Consider the following 18381-nt stretch of genomic DNA (forward strand, 5'->3'; position numbering starts at 1 on the left):
GTTACTAAATAAAGGGGTGTTTCAGAAATGATACGCTCCTTTTTTTATTTTCATCCCGATTAAAAAATCAAATCGTCAGCATCATTTTTTTAATTTCCGTACGGAAGTTATATCATTTCCGTACAGGAATTAATCCATTTCCGTACGGAACTTTGTCAATTCCCGTACGGGAATTTAAAAACTAATCAGCAGAAAATAAAAAAGGGATCCTGAAAGTTTGGTTTTTAGTTCCGCTTAGAAAGGAAAAGAAGTGCTGACTAAGCATAAAAAAACCCCTCAACTGAGGGGTTTTTCGTTACTAATTATAACCATTTTATTTTAGGAATCCTCCGCCCGAGTTAGTTTTCTCGATATTGATGTCAGTGTTGTCTTTTTTCAAACCTAAGTTGCCAAAGTTATAGGTCAACGAAATTCGGAACGTTCTGGAATCTTGTTTTTGGTAGAATTTGGTTTGCAAATTAGTGGATGACACCAAAGCATTCACTTCATTTGTATTGAAAACATCAAAACAATGCAAGCCTATTTTTAGGTTTTTATTCAGGAAATCTTTGTTGAACGAAATGTCAAATTCCTGAATGGGTTTGGTGATTTGATAGATTTCCCAAGTTCCTTTCGGTAAAATAAAATAGGACATAGTGTTCTTAATATCCCATGGCAAAATAAACTGTGCTTGTGCCGAATAATTCACGATAGGTTTATTGTCAAAAGTGAAGGTGTATCCTTCCGTGGTGGCTTTGATATAATTCACATTGATGAAAATATAATTCATCTTATCCATGTTGTTCATGCGTTTTTGAAACTCCTCTTTGCCTTTGAAGAAATAATCTAACGGAATCGGGAAGGAAGCAAAGAAACTCAGCGTTTTGATCTTGTCAAATTGCTGGAACGTTTGATTACTTACTAATTCCCCTGGATTGGCTTCAATGGTAAATTTGTTGATGTCCTTGGCAATGGTGTAGTTTCCACCCAATTGTACAAACTGGAATGCCGTCATTTTCAACTCAAAATTGTCGTAAAAAGTAGGGTCTAAGAACGGATTTCCATTTGAGGAATTGTATTGGTCAAAGTTGGCGAAATTATTCGGGTCCAAGACATTGTAATCAGCTTGCTGGATTTTTTTCGAATACGAAGCAGAGATATTTACATTTCCATTGATTTCATACAACGCACTTAAATTAGGAAAAAAGTTGCTGTTTTTGAAGTTGATTTTGGTCTCATCACCGTTTTCCAAAGCCGTTCGGTTTACTTTATAATCTTCAAAACGGATGCCAGCGGTGAAATTGAACTTCTTGATTTTCTTTCTCGCCTCTACATAAAACGCCAGATTAGATTCTTTGTAATCAAAATCCGTAACCGAATTTGTCGTGGTGTTTAAGTTGTAAATTCCTTTGTCATCCACTTTTATAAAGTTGTATTTTCCACCGGTATTCAAAGAGAAATCAATTTTGTTAAAAGGAATAGCGAAGTCATATTTCAAATAGTAATTTGCCAGTTTGAAATCTACTTTTCCATTATAAAACGTAGCATCGCCGTTGTTTTGACCATACGATTTGGTATTTGGCTTTTTGTCAAAAAAGTTACTAAAGGCAGTAATGTCAAGCGTTCTGCCAATGGTATCCAATTTGGTTTTGTACTGCAAGCTCAACTCGTGATTGTTGTTTTTGTTTTTGGCCAAACTGGTGTTGGTATAATCAATTCCGGTTCCGGTGGTGCTCGATTCATTGGCAAATCGATCGTTCCCCATGTTCAGATTGTAGTTGAAGAGCAAATTCGATTTTTCATTCAACTTATAATTCGTTCCCGTTCTGAAATAGAAATTCCGATTGGTAGTCACCGATAAATTCTTTTGAATAAGATGCTCATCCGGATCAAAGGATGTAAAGATCTGATCATTTTTGGTTTTGTTTTCGCCATCAATATAATTGTAACCAATCATCGTTTGCCAACTCAAATCTTTGACTTTCCCATTCAGCAAAATCTGCGGACTTGGCTTTTGGTATTTATTAAAATTATAATTGATATTGAAACTGGCGTTGACTCCTTTTTTTCTTTTGGTACTGGTGATGATATTGATTATCGAGCCACTGGCATTGGCATCAAAAGAAGCGCCGGGGTTGTAGATTAATTCCACTTTTTCAATGGCATTGGCGGGCAACGTTAATAAATAATTTTGCAAATCGGTACCACTCAAAGAACTTGGCGCACCATCAATATAAATGGTTACGCCTTTACTGTTGAGCGTAATGCTTCCCGATGGCGATGTGATAACTCCCGGAATTTTCTTTACCGCCTCCAAACTACTGCCGCTGTTGAGCATAGCGTTGTCGCGAACACTAATCGTAGTTTTGTCTGATTCTACTTTGAGGTATTGTTTTTTGTTGCCATAAACCGTTACTTCTGAAAGTTCGTTGGTCTTTTCTTGTGATGGAGTACCATCTGTTTTTGGGTTTTCTTGGCTTTGAGGGGCTTCTTGTGCGAATATAAAACTCGTGACAAGCAAGCACAAAGTGATGCTTAGTGATTTCATTAGTGATTGATTTGATTGATGATTATCCATAAGACTGTGGATTCAATCAAATGTTACAACAAGGAAAGAAAAAATTATTTTTTCACGCCAACCTGCATGTTTTTCAGTTGTTCCAAATAATCCCTTTGGTTGGAGAGCCTTGGGATTTTGTGCTGACCGCCAAGCTTATCGTTTTCTTTGAGCCAATCGTAAAATAAATTTTCCCGGGCTACGTTCACTTTCAGTTGATTTAGTGTCATGTTGTTGTAGCGTTTGGCTTCGTAATCAGAGTTTACAGCTTGCAGGTTTTCGTCCAGGGTTTTTTGGAAAACCTGGATGTTTTCCGGTTGTTTTTTGAATTCAATCATCCATTCGTGAGCGCCTTTTTCTTTGTCTTTCATGAAGACGGGAGCTACAGTATAATCCTTTACTTCACAGTTTAAAGCGGAGCAGGTTTTGGCCAAAGCCATATCGGTATTTTCCACCATCAACTCTTCGCCAAAGACATTGATGTAATGCTTCGTTCTTCCGGAAACTCTTATTCTGTATGGATCCAAAGAAGTAAAACGAATGGTGTCGCCGATTAAATAGCGCCAAAGTCCTGCATTGGTGGTAATGACAACGGCATAATTTTTAAACAATTCAACATCGCCCAGGCGAATGATTTTTTGGTTCTCGGTGCCAAAAGTATCCATTGGAATGAACTCATAGAAAATACCGTAATCCAACATCAGCAACAAGTCATTGGAATAATTCAAATCCTGAATGGCAAAAAAACCTTCCGAAGCATTGTAGATTTCGTAGTATTTGAAATTATTTCGCGGCAAAATCTTTTGGTATTGTTCGCGATACGGCTCAAAACTCACGCCTCCATGAAAGTACACTTCCAGATTGGGCCATAAATCAAACAAATTATCCTTTCCGGTTTCCGACATGATGCGATTAAGTAACACCAGCATCCAGGAAGGAACGCCGGCAAAACTGGTTACATTTTCGGTTTTGGTTTCGTTGATGATGGCGGTGAGTTTGGTTTCCCATTCGCTCATCAATGATATTTTATTGCTGGGCGTACTGCTGAATTCTGCCCAAATCGGCATGTTTTCAATTAGGATGGCCGATAAATCGCCAAAGTAAGTGTTGTTGTTTTCATAAATCTGCGAACTTCCGCCAAGGCGTAAGCTTTTGCCCAAAAACATTTCGGAGTTTTCATTGTTGTTCAAATACATGCACAACAAATCTTTGCTGCCTTTGTAATGACAATCTTCCAACGCTTCGTTGCTCACGGGAATGAACTTACTTTTGGCATTCGTAGTTCCGCTGGATTTGGCAAACCATTTGATGGGTGTGTTCCAAAAAACATTTTGGGCGCCTTTTCGCGTCAATTCTATCATCGGTTCCAAATCTTCATAAGTAGATACGGGAATGCGTTCCGAGAACGTTTGATAGGATTTGATGCTTTCAAAATCGTATTTCTGCCCAATAACTGTCCCTTCGGCTGACCGAATTAAGTTCATCATCAATTCTTCTTGCACTTCATGAGGATATTTCAGAAACAACTCAATCTGATGGATGCGTTGTTTCAAAACCCAGGAAGCGATGGAATTGATTATTGGAAAAGGCATTTACTAAAGAATTTTGATTTTGGGAATACGTTATATAACTTTACCAAATATAGGAAAAAATCTTAAAAACAGCGTATGACTTACGAAGGCGTATTAACCAAAATGCAAACCGAATTTTCGAATCCGATTCAGTATTATTTGGTTTTTGAAAATAGTTTTTTGAGTTTGAATCAGTTGCTTGATAAATCTATGGAAATCACTTTCCAAGGATACCAATGCTTGAATTGTGGCAAAAAGAAAAAGATTTTCCGTCAGGGCTTTTGCTATGATTGTTTTATGAGTAGCGCCGCAGCCGGAGACTGGATTATGAAACCGGAACTAAGCACCGCCCATCTTGATATTGAAGACCGCGATTTAGAATACGAGAAAAAGGTACAGTTGCAGCCTCACATTGTTTACTTGGCATTGTCAAGCGAAGTGAAAGTTGGTGTTACCCGACAAACACAAGTGCCCACCCGGTGGATAGATCAAGGTGCTGTGCAAGCGATTCCTATTGTGGAAGTTCCCAATCGGTACTTGGCTGGAATTACAGAGGTGGCTTTGAAAAATCATTATGCCGATAAAACCAATTGGCAAAAAATGCTCAAAAATGAAGTGCCACATGTGGATTTAATCAAAGAAAAAGCAAGTTTAAAATATCTAATTCCAAAGGAAGTCCAAGAGTTTTATTATCCCGAAAAGGAAGATTTATACGAGTTGCATTATCCGGTGTTGCAATTTCCGAGCAAAGTAAACAGCTTGAATCTGGATAAATCGCCCAATTTCTCCGGAAAACTCACAGGCGTCAAAGGCCAATACCTGATGTTCGAAGACGGTACGGTTTTTAACGTCCGTACTTTTGAAGGGTATGTAGTTAAGATTTCTGTTTAAATAAAAACCCCTTCAAACGAAAGGGTTTCTTTTTTTATTTTGTGGGTGTCGGCGTAGTTGCCGGTTTGGGTTCCTCTTTTTTCTTCTTGTTGAACAAGCCGTTGATTAAATCTTTGGCCTGCGTTTTTACATCTTCTTTTGGCGCTGCTGTTTTTGTAGTGTCTTTTGGCTTGGTGTTGTTCTTAATGATATTGCCCAGTGCCGAAGTTCCCTGTTGAATTAGTTTGTCTTTTTGCTGTTTCACCAAATTAGTAACTAGTGTGGTTGTGGCTTGTTTGACATCAGTCGTTATGTTTGGGTTTTTAAAATTACCGGTAAGAATAGCATTTATTGGTATCGTTTCAAATTTCTTGGCATCAGCCGGAGTTAATTTTCCAATCAAAGTGTTGACTTCTGTGCCCAAATATTTTGCCGGAACGTCTAGTTTTACATTGTAATTCATCAATTGGTCAAAGCCATGCGACCCGCCAATGGTGGCTTTAATATCCTGATATTTGATGTCAAATGGTTTTACATTTACTTTTCCGTCTTTGAAGGTTAAGGCGGCTTTTAAATCATTAAGATTCAATTTTTTCAAATCCACAAAACCTAATTTGTCATCTAGCTTGGTCAGCAATTCTGAGTTGCTTGAATTCACTGTAGTTGAAAGCAATTGTCCCAATAAATCTCCCGTGATGCTTTTTAAATCGGGCGTCATTTCTTTGTCTTTTAAATTTCCGGAAAGCTTGATTTTGGAATTCAGTTTCCCATTAATCACACCGGCAATTGGCGCGATTTTTCTCATCATGTCCAATTGGGTAAAGGTCTGCGCAATGTCCACACCGTTCAATCCCAAATCCATATTGAATTTTGAGATTTTTTCTTTGGTCGAAACATCTCCATTAAACGCAATGGAACCCCCGAAAATATTGGTCTTACCGTTTTCAATCGTTACTTTTTGGTCTTTAATAATCACCTTTCCGGAAACGTCTTTCAACGTTAAATTATCATACAAAACCGTATTGGCTTTCGCTGTCAAAGAACAGTTCAGGAAGGCCGGTATTTTCATCGCTTCATCAGCTTTACTTGTTTTTTTGGCTGATGCTTCGGTTGTTACAAAATCGTTTACCGCCAGTTGATTGGAAGTCAAATTAAAATTCCCTTTCAACTCTTGGTTTTTAAACACAAAACCATAGAAATTCTCCAAAACTCCGTTCACAGCCAAATCACTTTTCCCGGTGGTGGCATTGAATTGTTGCAGGTTTACACGACTCGGATCAAAAGAAACTAAAGCCCGGCTGATTTTCATCGTTTTGCCGTTTTCATCCGTATAGTTGAAACCGGTTAAGTCAATCGTTCCGGCATTTCTGATTCGGGCATAATCACTTTTTTCCACCGATTGCATGTCAAATTCTGTGGTCACATCGGCTTTCAGAATTCCGGTTAACGGTTTGTCTAGTTTTACAGGATACGCTTTGGTAAGATTTGCCAAATTGATAGTGCCTTTCAGCGCGGCGTTTACCAAAGCATTTTCGGAGATGTTTTTAATATTCGCTTTTGCATTGAAAACATCTTGGTCAATTTGAAACGACAATTTATCCAAGTTGACATATGTATCATTCATCACGCCGGTTTCGTTGATAATCTTGGTGTCGATGACGATTTTTTGTACCGATTTCGGCAAATTCGGATATTGGAACGAAGCATTATTAGAAGCAATTTCGACATTGAATTTCGGTACCGAAGTGTCAGAATAAAGTCCTTTGGCAAAACCGGCCACGGTAAAATCACCACTGGTTTTCACGTCCTTCAGATTGCTCGAATATTTCGCCGGAATCAATCCTAAGAAGTTTTTAAACGATGAGGTTGGCGTTTTGAATTTCAAATCATATTGCTGACCGGCATCTACCAACTGGATAAAACCATCAAATTCTAAAGGCAGTTCGTTGATTTTGGCTTTGTTTTCTTTGAAGGTGTATTTGCTGTTGTCTAAGTCAATGCCAAGAATCGCATCCAAAGAAATGGCCACATGATTCATATAGTTTACTTTGTCCATATCGAGCGAAACTTTGGCGGTGGATTTGGTTACTAAATCCAATTTGGAGGCCGCGAAATCTCCGGTTCCTTCGTGGTTGATGCTGTCAACCAACATTCTTATCTTGGACTTCTCATCATAGTATTTGAACTTGAAATTCTCTACCGAGTATTCTTTGATTTTTAGCGAAAGCGGTTTGCTTTTACTGTCGTCTTCTTTGCTTTTGTCTTTCAGCGCAATGTCGTAATTGCCCACGCCGTCTTTGTTGAAAATGATATTGATCAAACCATTTTTCGAAGAAATTCCGTCAATATTCATGGCTTCGTTATCGCCTTTGAACAATTCTTTGATTGACATTTTCAGGTTTAACTCGTCAAAAGCGACTAAAGTATCTCCGGCAAACGGCGCTTTGTTGATAATGGTCAATTTTTCAATACTCACACTGGCGTTGGGAAAATTTTTGAACAAACTCAAATCGGCATCGGCGAAAGCTACTTTGGCATCTACTTTTTCGTTGATCGAAGTTAAAATTTTGGCTTTGATTTGATCTTTAAAGAAATACGGAATCGCGAAAGCCGAGATGACCAACAATAATAAAACGATTCCAACTATTTTCAAGATTTTCTTTAACATGGTATGACAGATTTAGTTACGCATTAGCATAACAAAAATAATGCCTTTTCGTTATAAAGCGGTTACTATTTAATGAAGTTTTATGATTTTACAGGATTGCCATTGTTGAGAAATTGTTATTAACAGTCTGCTGGTTTTTGTCTTTATTCTAAAATAGTTTTAGTTAATTTGTGCTTCTATGAATAAGCAGCATCAAGTCATTTTATCGCTAGGCACTAACCAAGGCAATCGTCTCGAAAACATTGAGCGTTGCATTGACAGTTTGCATCAGGAAATCGGAACCATTATCAGAGTTTCTAAGCTATACGAAACACCGTCTTGGGGTTTTGAAAGTGCTGCCTTTTATAATTGTGCGGTGATTATGAACACGCATAAATCGGCGCTTCAGATTTTGGAAGAAGTTTTGCTGTTGGAAGAAGCTTTGGGTAGGGTTCGCGAAGACAAAGAAGGTTACCAAGCCCGAATTATTGACATTGATGTGATTGCTTTTAACGAAGAAATCATCGCTACCGAAAAGCTGCAGGTGCCGCATCCTGAAATGCAAAACCGCTTGTTTGTCTTGTTGCCAATGCGCGATTTGGACTTAGATTGGCGCCATCCGATTCTGCAGAAATATTTACACGAATTGTTAGTGCTTTCGGAAGATAAAAGCAATTGCAAGGTGGTTCAGAATCTTGAAATTCCAATTGCCAAGATCAAGCTGGATCATTTTAATTACATCGCCATAGAAGGAAATATCGGTGCCGGAAAAACCACACTGACCAATAAATTGGCCGAAGATTTTAATGCCAAAACGGTGTTGGAGCGCTTTGCCGACAATCCGTTTTTGCCAAAGTTTTATGAAGACCAAAGTCGGTATGCTTTTCCGTTGGAGATGTCTTTTTTGGCCGATCGGTACCAGCAAATTTCGGATGATTTAGCACAGTTTGATTTGTTCAAAGACTTCATTGTCGCGGATTATCATATTTTCAAGTCGTTAATTTTTGCCAAAGTAACGCTGGCCGAAGACGAGTATCGTTTGTACAAAACGATGTTCGACATCATCTACAAAGAAATGCCAAAGCCCGATTTGTATATTTATTTGTACCAAAGTACTGAGCGTCTTTTGAGGAACATCAAAGAAAGAGGAAGAAGCTACGAGCAGGAAATTCCGGCGGAGTATTTGGAAAAAATCAATAACGGCTATTTGGATTATATCAAATCGCAACAGGATTTGAACGTGTTAATCATTGATGTGACCAACAGGGATTTTCTAAACCATCAGGATGATTATGTTTTTGTCTTACACGAAATCCAGAAGAAACTATCGTTTTAAAGAGAAGTGTCCTTTTTTCTCAGGATATAAACCATTTATTTTGGCCACAAACCAATAATCGGTAGAAGGTAAAAGCTTGCCGTTATAAGTTCCGTCCCAAAAGAGATTCGAGGCATTTAAAATGGTAATTACTTTCCCGAATCGGTCGAAAATCTTTACTTCAAATTCAGGGAAATTTTCCTCTCCTTTGACAAACCAAACATCATTGAAGTTATCGCCATTTGGTGTAAAAAACTGCAAATAAGTAATCACTATAAAAGGTTTGCTGTCAGTGCCACAGCCATTTTTTTCTCTCACATAAGCGGTGTAAGTTCCGCCTTGCGACACTATAAACTCGTTGGAATTTTGATAATCAATACCGTTAATTGAATATTCGAAGTCACCACTTTCAGTGGTGATTATGGTAACTTTTGACTCGTCAACGGCAACCTCTGCAATGACAGGCGAAACATGTTGATTGATGTGAAAGTTCATGGTTTTGGAACAGCTTCCAGGAGGAAGTGTAGTCACCACAACTGAATAATCACTAAGTAGTCCGTTTGAGGTTATGGTTTGTGTGGTTTCACCAGTTGACCATTGATACAGCAGGCCTGGGTTTTGAGCATTTAAAGTGAGAACATCGCCCGAGCAAATGTCATAATGTTCATCGGCAACTACAGGTGGAGCATATACTTTTATATCAACTGGCTCACGTGTAGAGAGGCAGCCATTGTAGTTGGCTTCAGCATAAAAAATGGTGTCCTGATGAATATTGGGTACAATAAAATGAGTTCCTAAAAAAAATTGTGTGGTTGATGTTGGGCTGTCATACCAAAACATAATTCCGGATGTTGTTTGCACATCAATAATGGTGTAGCTTTCATCACACATATAATAGGGGGAAGTTACTGTTAAAACAGGTCTTGGTGTTACAAAAGCCTTAATGGGAACTCGCGCATCGTCATTACAATTAATAGAATGAGCCGCAATGTAAAATGTAGTAGTGCCGGTAATTGTTGGTGTTGTAAAGCTGTTTCCTGTTCCCAAAGGAGCTCCGCCGGTAGGATTTTGATACCAATTGACAACTCCTGTGTTTGAAGTGGCTTGTAATGTAACTGTTCCGGTGCCACATCGGGTGTCAGTAGTTGTGCTGGTGATGGTTGGAATGGTTAATGTAGTGCTGGTTGAGATGTGTAGTATAGGATCGCCGGGCATTCCTCCGTATTCGGCTATATATCCTTTGGGTTGGTAACTTCCACTAGCCTCACCAGTATTGGAAAGGTCATTCCAAGAGCCGGTAATTCCCACTCCTGTTGCGGTAATGTGAGCGTAATTTTCATTGCCATTCACATTATTGGGTTCGCCACCATTCCAAAAAGCGTAGTTGGGAGTGCTTCCCGTATAATCGCCATTCCAAAAGACAGTTCCAATTTCCGGACCGGTCATCCATTTCCATACCCCTTCGTTGGCTTCATCGCTTCCGCCAATCCAACCGGCACCAGAAGTTTGTTCGCCGGCAATTTGCGATTCTTCGGCAGATGTTAGCGTGGCTAAATAACCTTGTAATCCGTAATAATTGCTGGCTTGTGCAGCAGTTTTGGCGGCTGACCATGTGATTCCAATGTTGGGAACAAAAAGATAATAATGTCCGTTTGACGGCAAATAATTGGCTTGACCCACAGAGATGGAGAAATTCTTAACTCCGGTTGGATTGGCCGCGCTGGATGAAAATTCGACATCTTTTATTGCGGCTACCAATTCAATATAAGTTGGTTGTCCCGAAACTCCGGTTAGGGATAAAGTTCCGGCGATGGCATTCCAAGTTGTGGTTATGTTGGGATGACTACCGGTTAGTGTTAACACATCTTGTCCGGCATCATAGCCGCTTGAAATTTGAATATAAATAGCATCGATTCCGAGATCGTCCGGATCGACAATGGTCATATCAGTGACAATTTTCATGGAAGTTCCCGGGCAATATATTTGATCTCCTGTGGCTGTCAGCGTAGGGGCAATGTTTGCTATGGCATTTTTTACAGGCTGATTTTTTTGGGTGTTGATAGAATCTTTTGAAAAAAGAGCGTGATGGGAGCCGGTGCTTTCACTACCGATTATAAGTTGTCCGGTAAGTGTAAAAACAAGTAAAAATAGTGCCTCAAAAAACTTCTTTTTCATTTTATAAAAATAAAGAAAAGTAGTGCTGTTTTTGTGAAAATTATATTAAAAATAGCCTAGTGATTAATAATTTATTTTTTGAAATAAATCCCAAACCACAATTCCGGTACTGACCGAAATATTCAAGGAATGTTTGGTGCCCAATTGCGGAATTTCGATGGAACCATGACAAAGGTCAATGGCTTTTTGTGATACGCCATACACTTCATTGCCAAAAACTAAAGCGTATTTTTCGCCTTTTTCAATTTTAAAATCCTGAAGAAAAACGGCATTATCAACTTGTTCAATGGCGAATGTTTTAATGTTTTCTTTTTTTAGGTTTTCAATAACGTCAGTCACCTCTTTTTGATATTCCCATGAAACGGTTTCGGTTGCGCCTAATGCTGTTTTGTGAATTTCCTTGTTGGGAGGAACGGCTGTAATACCGCACAAATAAATTTTTTCAATCAAAAAAGCATCGGCAGTTCTGAAAACGGAGCCGATATTATGCAGACTTCGAATGTCATCCAGCACAATGATGATGGGTGTTTTTTCAGATTGTTTGAAATCGGTCACCGATTTTCTTTCGAGTTCTTTATTTTCTAGCTTTCGCATATTTTTTTGGCAAAGATATTCAAAAAAAAAGTCCCGATATATCGGGACTTTTCAGAATGTATAACTAAGTATGATTAACTTTTTGTTGGAGTGGCTTCAGCCGGAGCATCTGGCAAAATAGTTCCTTTGATAGTAAGAACTTTAGTTTCCTGACCTACTGCGTTTGATTTTACAGTTACTGTTTTAGTGAAAGCACCAACTCTGTCAGTAGCATAGTGTACTTTAATAACACCTTTTTCTCCTGGTTGGATTGGTTTTTCCGGTTTAGTTGGAACTGTACAACCACAAGAACCTTGAGTGCTTTCGATAGTTAACGGTTTGTTTCCGTTGTTAGTCAAAACGAATTCTCTGGTTCCTTCAGCATTGTGGGGAAGTGTACCATAATCAATAGTTTCATTTTCGAAAACCATTCCGGCACCGTCAACTTTTGGAGTTTCTACTTTAGCAGCTTCTTTTTTTACTACTTTTTTTGCTGTTTGTGCGTTTGTTGCCACACCGAAAACAGTTAATGCAGCTAATAAAATTATTTTTTTCATTTTTAAAAGTTTTTAAGTTTCTGAGACAAATCTATCCAAAAATTAAAACCACGGCTTTTTTTTTAGCTTAATATTAAATTAATTTTTATTCAGATGGCTATTCCCCTCAAAATATTTTAAATTCGCTTTCTTATAAATTTAATACGAAATCCATTGTCAGCCAAAGAAACTCAAGCCAAGGAAACTCCTTTAATGAAGCAATACAACGAGATAAAACGAAAATATCCCGATGCCTGTTTGTTATTTAGAGTAGGTGATTTTTATGAAACTTTTGGTGAAGATGCTATTCGTGCCTCTAAGATCCTAGGGATTGTATTAACCAAACGTGGCGCTGGTTCCGAAACGGAAACCGCTTTGGCCGGATTTCCGCATCATTCTTTAAATACGTATTTGCCCAAATTGGTAAAAGCCGGATTGCGCGTGGCCATTTGCGACCAGCTTGAAGATCCGAAAATGACCAAAACAATTGTGAAACGTGGTGTGACCGAATTGGTAACTCCCGGAGTTTCTATGAATGATGAGGTACTGCATTCGAAATCGAATAATTTTTTGGCTTCGATTTATTTTGGCAAAAAACAATTGGGTGTGGCTTTTCTGGATGTTTCTACGGGAGAATTCTTAACAGCTCAGGGTAATGAAGAATACATTGATAAGTTGTTGCAAAATTTCAGTCCGAGTGAGATTTTAATTCAAAAGAACAACAAAGCCCAGTTTAAAGACGCTTTTGGAGAAGATTTCAATGTCTTTTATCTGGAAGATTGGGTGTATAAAGAAGATTATGCTCAGGAGACCCTGAAGAATCATTTTCAGACGAATTCTTTAAAAGGTTTTGGAATCGAAGAATTGCCAGATGGGATTATTGCTTCCGGAGCCATTTTATATTATTTATCGGAAACACAACATAATAAAGTTCAGCACATCACTAATATTCAACGAATAGCCGAAGACGCGTATGTGTGGATGGACCGGTTTACAATTAGAAATTTAGAATTATACCACAGTCATTCCCAAAATGCCGTAACGCTTTTGGATGTGATTGACAGAACGCTTTCGCCAATGGGGTCAAGGCTTTTGAAACGTTGGTTGGCTCTGCCTTTGAAAGAGATTACAAAGATAAGAAGCCGACACGAAGTGGTTTCTTATTTGAAAGACCATCAAGAGATTCTTCAGAAGATGCAATATCAAATTAAGCAGATTTCCGATTTAGAGCGTTTGATTTCGAAAGTAGCCACTGGTAAAATTTCGCCCCGTGAAGTGATTTACCTCAAGGAATCCTTGGATGCTATTATTCCGATTAAAAGCTTAGCGCTGGAAAGCAAGCAGGAAGCTGTTCGGGTTATTGGCGATAGTTTGCATGCCTGTGATTTGCTTCGCGAAAAAATAAAAACAACCTTAAATCAGGATGCGCCGGTAGCCATTGCTAAAGGGAATGCCATTGCGACGGGGATTCATGCCGAGCTGGATGAATTGCGCAATATCGCCTTTTCCGGTAAAGAATATTTGGAAGGTATTGAGGCTAGGGAGTCGGAACGTACCGGAATTACTTCGTTGAAGATTTCGTTCAACAATGTTTTTGGATATTACATCGAAGTCAGAAATACCCATAAAGATAAAGTGCCGCCGGAATGGATTAGAAAGCAAACATTGGTTAATGCAGAGCGCTACATTACCGAAGAATTAAAAGAATACGAAACCAAAATTCTTGGAGCCGAAGAAAAAATCCATCAAATCGAAAGCCATTTGTTTGAACAATTGGTGATTTGGATTGGTACTTATATCAAACAAGTTCAGTTAAATGCTAATTTGGTAGCCCAATTGGATTGTTTGACTTCGTTTACGCAATTAGCCATAGAAAATGATTACGTGTGTCCGATTCTGGATGATACGTTTGAATTGGAAATTACTAACGGTCGTCATCCGGTAATTGAGAAACAGTTGCCTGTAGGAGTCCCGTATGTTGCTAATGATGTTTTCTTAGATAGAGAAACACAACAACTGATAATGATAACGGGACCTAATATGTCCGGAAAATCAGCCATCTTGCGACAAACGGCTTTGATTGTGCTTTTGGCGCAAATGGGAAGCTTTGTCCCAGCTGAAAAGGTAAGGATGGGAGTAGTCGATAAAATATTCACCAGAGTAGGCGCCAGTGATAACATTTCGATGGGCGAATCTACGTTTATGGTAGAGATGAATGAAACAGCTTCTATCTTGAATAATATTTCCGATAGAAGTTTGGTGCTCCTGGATGAAATAGGCCGTGGCACGAGCACTTATGATGGAATTTCCATTGCATGGGCGATTGCCGAGTTTTTGCATGAGAATCCGGCAAGACCAAAGACGTTATTTGCTACACATTATCATGAGTTAAATGAAATGAGTGAATTATTGCCAAGGATTCAGAATTATAATGTTTCGGTTAAGGAATTAAAAGATACGGTGCTTTTTATTAGAAAACTGGTAAAAGGTGGCAGTGCTCACAGTTTTGGTATCCATGTAGCTAAAATGGCCGGAATGCCGCAAATGGTGATTCAGAAGGCGCAGAAACTTTTAAAGAAACTGGAAAAGAATCATTCGAGTGATGCACTCAACGGAATCAAATCGGCCAAAGATGATATGCAATTGAATATTTTCAATTTAGATGATCCTTTATTGGAAGAAATCAGAGAAGATATCTTGAGTTTAGACATCAATACCCTAACTCCGGTGGAAGCTTTAATGAAGCTAAACGAGATAAAAAGAATGCTTCAGAAAAAATAATTTTCAAAGTAGGAATTGCTAATCAAAGCGTTATATTTTGAAAAAGTTTTTTTCAAGAAAAGGTTTGTATAATTCAATTTTAGTATTACATTTGCATCCGCAATACGGTACAAGTGTTGCCGTTCTTACTAAATTTAGAAATGCGAAAATAGCTCAGTTGGTAGAGCGCGACCTTGCCAAGGTCGAGGTCGCGGGTTCGAGCCCCGTTTTTCGCTCAACTATCATAATGCTCGAGTGGTGAAATTGGTAGACACGCTGGACTTAAAATCCAGTGAACAGCAATGTTCGTGCGGGTTCAAGTCCCGCCTTGAGTACTGAAAAACCGTAAACATTTAATTATTAATTGTTTGCGGTTTTTTTATTTCTTTTTCTTAGATTTTTTTTTGTGTCTAAATAAAGGTTTAAATATAAATTCCGGAAGTATAATGGAATTTAAATTGACTTAATTGTTGTGATAGGTAAGAGCAGTTATAGTTATGGCTTTTCGGATTTGTCCTCTTGTTCTTCCTGCTCTTTTTTTGAAAGATATGAATAATATTTTTTAATAAATTCCTCTCGTTTTATTTTTCGATCTATATCAGATAGCCAACGCATTACGAAAACTGCAATTATAAAAAAAAATATGGCAATTATAATGTCGGAAATGCTAATATTTAACATGATTGTTCGGTTTTATTCAAAGATACAATAAATCAGAATTTGTTAATCTACATTTTATGATTTTGTAGTATTAGGTTAATGATTCTTTTCAAAAAGAATATAAAAAAAGAAAGCCACGCATGGCGTGGCTTTAAATCTTTAAAAGATAATTAGTGTGTACTAATTATTTTTTTGCAGGTGCAGCTGGAGTAGCAGCTGGAGCTTCAGCTTTTGCAGCAGTTGTATCTGCAGCAGGAGCAGCAGTTGTGTCAGCAGCAGGAGCAGCAGTTGTATCAACAGCTTCAACAGCAGTTGAGTCAGTAGCAGCAGCGTCAGTAGTCTCAGCTTGTTTACAAGATACTACAGTTAATGCAGCAACAACAGCTAAACTTAAAAATACTTTTTTCATCTTACTTAATTATAAAAGGTTAATTATTAATTCGAGGCAAAGATATAAATTTTTTAATAGGTTAAAATTATTTTTTTAATTTTTTTTAAAAACCCATATTTTGCTTCGATAATTACTTACCAATAATCGTGCCAAAACAAAAAATAATGTTAAAATTCATCTTTTTCTCTTGGTGGAAATGATTTTCATCTCCTGTATCAGGTTTTCAGCACCGGCAAATTTATCCACCACAAACAAAACATACCGAATATCAACCATAATGTTTCTGCAAATTTCAGGCGAATAGAATACATCGCTCATGGTACCTTCCCAGACTCTATCAAAATTTAAGCCAATCAAATTTCCTTTAGCATCCAAAGCTGGACTGCCCGAGTTTCCTCCGGTGGTGTGATTGGTAGCGATGAAAGCCAACGGCATTTTTCCTTTTGAGCCATAAGCGCCATAATCCTTTTGGTTGTATAAATCAATTAGCTTTTGAGGAACATCAAATTCATAATCGCCGGGAATGTATTTTTCCATAACACCATCAAGATAAGTAAACGGTTCATAGGTAACTCCGTCATTAGGCTTGTAACTTTTTACTTTTCCGTAAGTTACTCTAAGTGTGCTATTGGCATCAGGAAAAATCCGGGCTGATTTTGGACTAAGTTCCAGTATAGCTTTCATGTAAGTTCTTTGGGTGGCTATGTTTCTTAAATTAATCTCATCATATTTGGGAGCAATATTTTTAGAATAAGCATCCGCCATTGCCTTGACTAATTGGTATCCTTTGTCGTTATTCAGTTTTTCTATGATGGTTTTAGTATCACCATCCAGTAATTCTTTGAAACCATTTAACGAAGTCAATTTGGAATTGTCAAACACATCCGTTGTTACTTTTGTTGCATCAATGCTGTTTAAAACTGATGGTAAAAATTGTTTTGGTGATTTTGTCGCATACAGGTTGATTAATTGTTCAAAAACAGTGCGATCTACTTCAACATTGTAATCTTTATAGAAATCTCCAATCCCGGTGGAAAGTGTGTTTTTCCGGTCGGTAAAAGCTTGCTCTCCTTTAGTGCTTAGTAATTGCTCTAATTGATATAGTTTGTAGCCAACGGAAAGAATTTCGGCATTTCTTGTAACTACTTCATTAAAATAATCTCTGGCCAAAGCGTAGTCTTTGATTTCGGCATAGTTTTTTTCAAAATCAGACAGAAGATTTCCATACTCTGCTTGTTTTCCGGCTTTTATCACTTTGTCTTGAAAAGCGGCTTCAAATTTTTGCTTGGCCGCAACCGCATTCGATTTTTTTAATCCTTTGGTTTCGCCTATCCATTTTTTCCAGGCATTCGCAATTCTACTGTATTTGGAAGCATATTGTATTTTGATAGCGTTGTCTTTTCGCATGAATCGGTCCAGGACTTTGAGGGTAGCGTCCCTAATTTCAACTTTTGCCGGGTCCGAAGTATTGACGATTTGCTCTACGGCAACAGCCGGTAAATACTCCGTAGTCGTTCCCGGATATCCCATAACCATAGTGAAATCATTTTCTTTTATTCCTTTAATGGAAATCGGGAAAAAGTATTTGGGTTTGTACGGAACGTTGTCAGCAGCATAAGCCGCCGGATGATTATTCTTATCGGCATAAATTCGAAACAACGAAAAATCCCCGGTATGACGTGGCCAAACCCAGTTATCCGTATCCGAACCAAATTTTCCAATCGAACTTGGCGGCGCACCAACCAAACGAACATCCTTATAGGTCTCTGTTACAAACAGCAAGTATTGATTGCCATCGTAAAAGTTTTTGATTTTGTTTTCCTGCCAGGCTTCTTTGGGCAATGAATTGGTAAGTGCCGTAATATTGTCTTGGATTTTCTTTTGCTTTTCGGCTTCTGAAGATAATGAAGCAACACCCTCCATAACTTTTGTGGTCACATCTTCAATTCTCACGACAAACATGGCAACGACACCGGCGCTGGGAAGTTCGTCCTGCATTTTATACGCCCAAAAACCATCGGTTAGATAATCATGTTCTACCGTCGATTGTTTTTGAATGGCACTATATCCACAGTGGTGATTGGTCAAAATTAAACCTTTGTCCGAAATCACCTCGGCAGTACAGCCACCATCAAATTGTGGCACAGCATCTTTCATGCTCGAATGGTTTACCGAATAAATTTCATCGGCACTGATTTTCATGCCCAGGTTTTTCATTTCGCTTTCGTTCATTCCGTTCAGTAACGAAGGAATCCACATGCCGCCCTGTTGGGCGCTGACTTGAACAAAAACGAACAGTAACAGTAATCTGAAAAATTTCATAAAGTAAAGATTGATTGAAGTAATG

The 18381-nt window shown here is 38.3% G+C and carries 11 protein-coding genes and 2 tRNA genes; 5 read left to right on the forward strand and 8 right to left on the reverse strand.

Going from position 1 to position 18381, the window contains the following annotated elements; all coding sequences use genetic code 11:
- Nucleotides 1–313 precede the first annotated feature (313 nt).
- Together V7D82_RS02320 and V7D82_RS02325 are read right to left on the reverse strand one after the other, a co-directional pair.
- Nucleotides 314–2527: a TonB-dependent receptor domain-containing protein gene (locus V7D82_RS02320; protein WP_333599362.1), complete on the reverse strand. Its 2214-nt coding sequence runs from the start codon at nucleotides 2525–2527 to the stop codon at nucleotides 314–316.
- Nucleotides 2528–2601: 74 nt separating this feature from the next.
- Nucleotides 2602–4128 carry a GH3 auxin-responsive promoter family protein gene (locus V7D82_RS02325; RefSeq protein ID WP_333599363.1) on the reverse strand — a complete coding sequence of 509 codons (1527 nt, stop codon included), beginning with the start codon at nucleotides 4126–4128 and terminating at the stop codon, nucleotides 2602–2604.
- Between the two features lie 75 nt (nucleotides 4129–4203).
- Between V7D82_RS02325 and V7D82_RS02330 the strand changes: the two genes are divergently transcribed.
- Nucleotides 4204–4998: a DUF2797 domain-containing protein gene (locus tag V7D82_RS02330; protein WP_333599364.1), complete on the forward strand. Its 795-nt coding sequence runs from the start codon at nucleotides 4204–4206 to the stop codon at nucleotides 4996–4998.
- Between the two features lie 34 nt (nucleotides 4999–5032).
- Here V7D82_RS02330 and V7D82_RS02335 read toward each other — a convergent pair whose 3' ends face one another.
- Nucleotides 5033–7645 carry an AsmA-like C-terminal region-containing protein gene (locus tag V7D82_RS02335; protein WP_333599365.1) on the reverse strand — a complete coding sequence of 871 codons (2613 nt, stop codon included), beginning with the start codon at nucleotides 7643–7645 and terminating at the stop codon, nucleotides 5033–5035.
- Between the two features lie 178 nt (nucleotides 7646–7823).
- On the opposite strand from V7D82_RS02335, the gene folK reads away from it, so the two are divergent.
- Complete coding sequence (gene folK / locus V7D82_RS02340) at nucleotides 7824–8960, forward strand: 2-amino-4-hydroxy-6-hydroxymethyldihydropteridine diphosphokinase (RefSeq protein ID WP_333599366.1); 1137 nt, start codon at nucleotides 7824–7826, stop codon at nucleotides 8958–8960.
- On the opposite strand, the gene V7D82_RS02345 is transcribed toward folK, so the two are convergent.
- The 3 genes from V7D82_RS02345 to V7D82_RS02355 all read right to left on the reverse strand — a co-directional run bounded on the left by V7D82_RS02345 (nucleotide 8949) and on the right by V7D82_RS02355 (nucleotide 12244).
- Nucleotides 8949–11114 (reverse strand): Ig-like domain-containing protein, encoded by a 2166-nt coding sequence (locus tag V7D82_RS02345; protein WP_333599367.1) that lies wholly within the window; start codon nucleotides 11112–11114, stop codon nucleotides 8949–8951. The genes folK and V7D82_RS02345 overlap by 12 nt on opposite strands.
- A gap of 63 nt (nucleotides 11115–11177) precedes the next feature.
- Complete coding sequence (locus tag V7D82_RS02350; RefSeq protein ID WP_333599368.1) at nucleotides 11178–11708, reverse strand: RNA methyltransferase; 531 nt, start codon at nucleotides 11706–11708, stop codon at nucleotides 11178–11180.
- A gap of 74 nt (nucleotides 11709–11782) precedes the next feature.
- Entirely contained in the window at nucleotides 11783–12244 is a 462-nt protein-coding gene (locus V7D82_RS02355; protein ID WP_333599369.1) for a DUF1573 domain-containing protein, read from the reverse strand.
- Nucleotides 12245–12397: 153 nt separating this feature from the next.
- Here V7D82_RS02355 and mutS point away from each other — a divergent pair, with 153 nt between their 5' ends.
- From mutS to V7D82_RS02370, 3 genes are all read left to right on the forward strand, one after another.
- Complete coding sequence (mutS, locus tag V7D82_RS02360; protein WP_333599370.1) at nucleotides 12398–15004, forward strand: DNA mismatch repair protein MutS; 2607 nt, start codon at nucleotides 12398–12400, stop codon at nucleotides 15002–15004.
- A 142-nt stretch (nucleotides 15005–15146) separates the two neighbouring features.
- Nucleotides 15147–15219, forward strand: a tRNA-Gly gene (locus V7D82_RS02365).
- A 13-nt stretch (nucleotides 15220–15232) separates the two neighbouring features.
- Nucleotides 15233–15318, forward strand: a tRNA-Leu gene (locus V7D82_RS02370).
- Between the two features lie 509 nt (nucleotides 15319–15827).
- On the opposite strand, the gene V7D82_RS02375 is transcribed toward V7D82_RS02370, so the two are convergent.
- A complete protein-coding gene (locus V7D82_RS02375; RefSeq protein WP_333599371.1) occupies nucleotides 15828–16052 on the reverse strand; it encodes a hypothetical protein in 225 nt (74 codons plus the stop codon).
- A gap of 156 nt (nucleotides 16053–16208) precedes the next feature.
- Nucleotides 16209–18356, reverse strand: a complete 2148-nt coding sequence (locus tag V7D82_RS02380; protein WP_333599372.1) for a S46 family peptidase — start codon at nucleotides 18354–18356, stop codon at nucleotides 16209–16211.
- Nucleotides 18357–18381 lie beyond the last annotated feature (25 nt).

Origin of the sequence: Flavobacterium sp. (assembly GCF_036741995.1) — a bacterium.
In the GTDB taxonomy this organism is placed as follows: domain Bacteria; phylum Bacteroidota; class Bacteroidia; order Flavobacteriales; family Flavobacteriaceae; genus Flavobacterium.

Bases quoted from the DNA above. Each gene is read 5' to 3' on its own strand.
- V7D82_RS02320 (WP_333599362.1), bottom strand. From the start codon at position 2,527: ATGAAATCACTAAGCATCACTTTGTGCTTGCTTGTCACGAGTTTTATA.
- V7D82_RS02325 (WP_333599363.1), bottom strand. From the start codon at position 4,128: ATGCCTTTTCCAATAATCAATTCCATCGCTTCCTGGGTTTTGAAACAA.
- V7D82_RS02330 (WP_333599364.1), top strand. From the start codon at position 4,204: ATGACTTACGAAGGCGTATTAACCAAAATGCAAACCGAATTTTCGAAT.
- V7D82_RS02335 (WP_333599365.1), bottom strand. From the start codon at position 7,645: ATGTTAAAGAAAATCTTGAAAATAGTTGGAATCGTTTTATTATTGTTG.
- folK (WP_333599366.1), top strand. From the start codon at position 7,824: ATGAATAAGCAGCATCAAGTCATTTTATCGCTAGGCACTAACCAAGGC.
- V7D82_RS02345 (WP_333599367.1), bottom strand. From the start codon at position 11,114: ATGAAAAAGAAGTTTTTTGAGGCACTATTTTTACTTGTTTTTACACTT.
- V7D82_RS02350 (WP_333599368.1), bottom strand. From the start codon at position 11,708: ATGCGAAAGCTAGAAAATAAAGAACTCGAAAGAAAATCGGTGACCGAT.
- V7D82_RS02355 (WP_333599369.1), bottom strand. From the start codon at position 12,244: ATGAAAAAAATAATTTTATTAGCTGCATTAACTGTTTTCGGTGTGGCA.
- V7D82_RS02375 (WP_333599371.1), bottom strand. From the start codon at position 16,052: ATGAAAAAAGTATTTTTAAGTTTAGCTGTTGTTGCTGCATTAACTGTA.
- V7D82_RS02380 (WP_333599372.1), bottom strand. From the start codon at position 18,356: ATGAAATTTTTCAGATTACTGTTACTGTTCGTTTTTGTTCAAGTCAGC.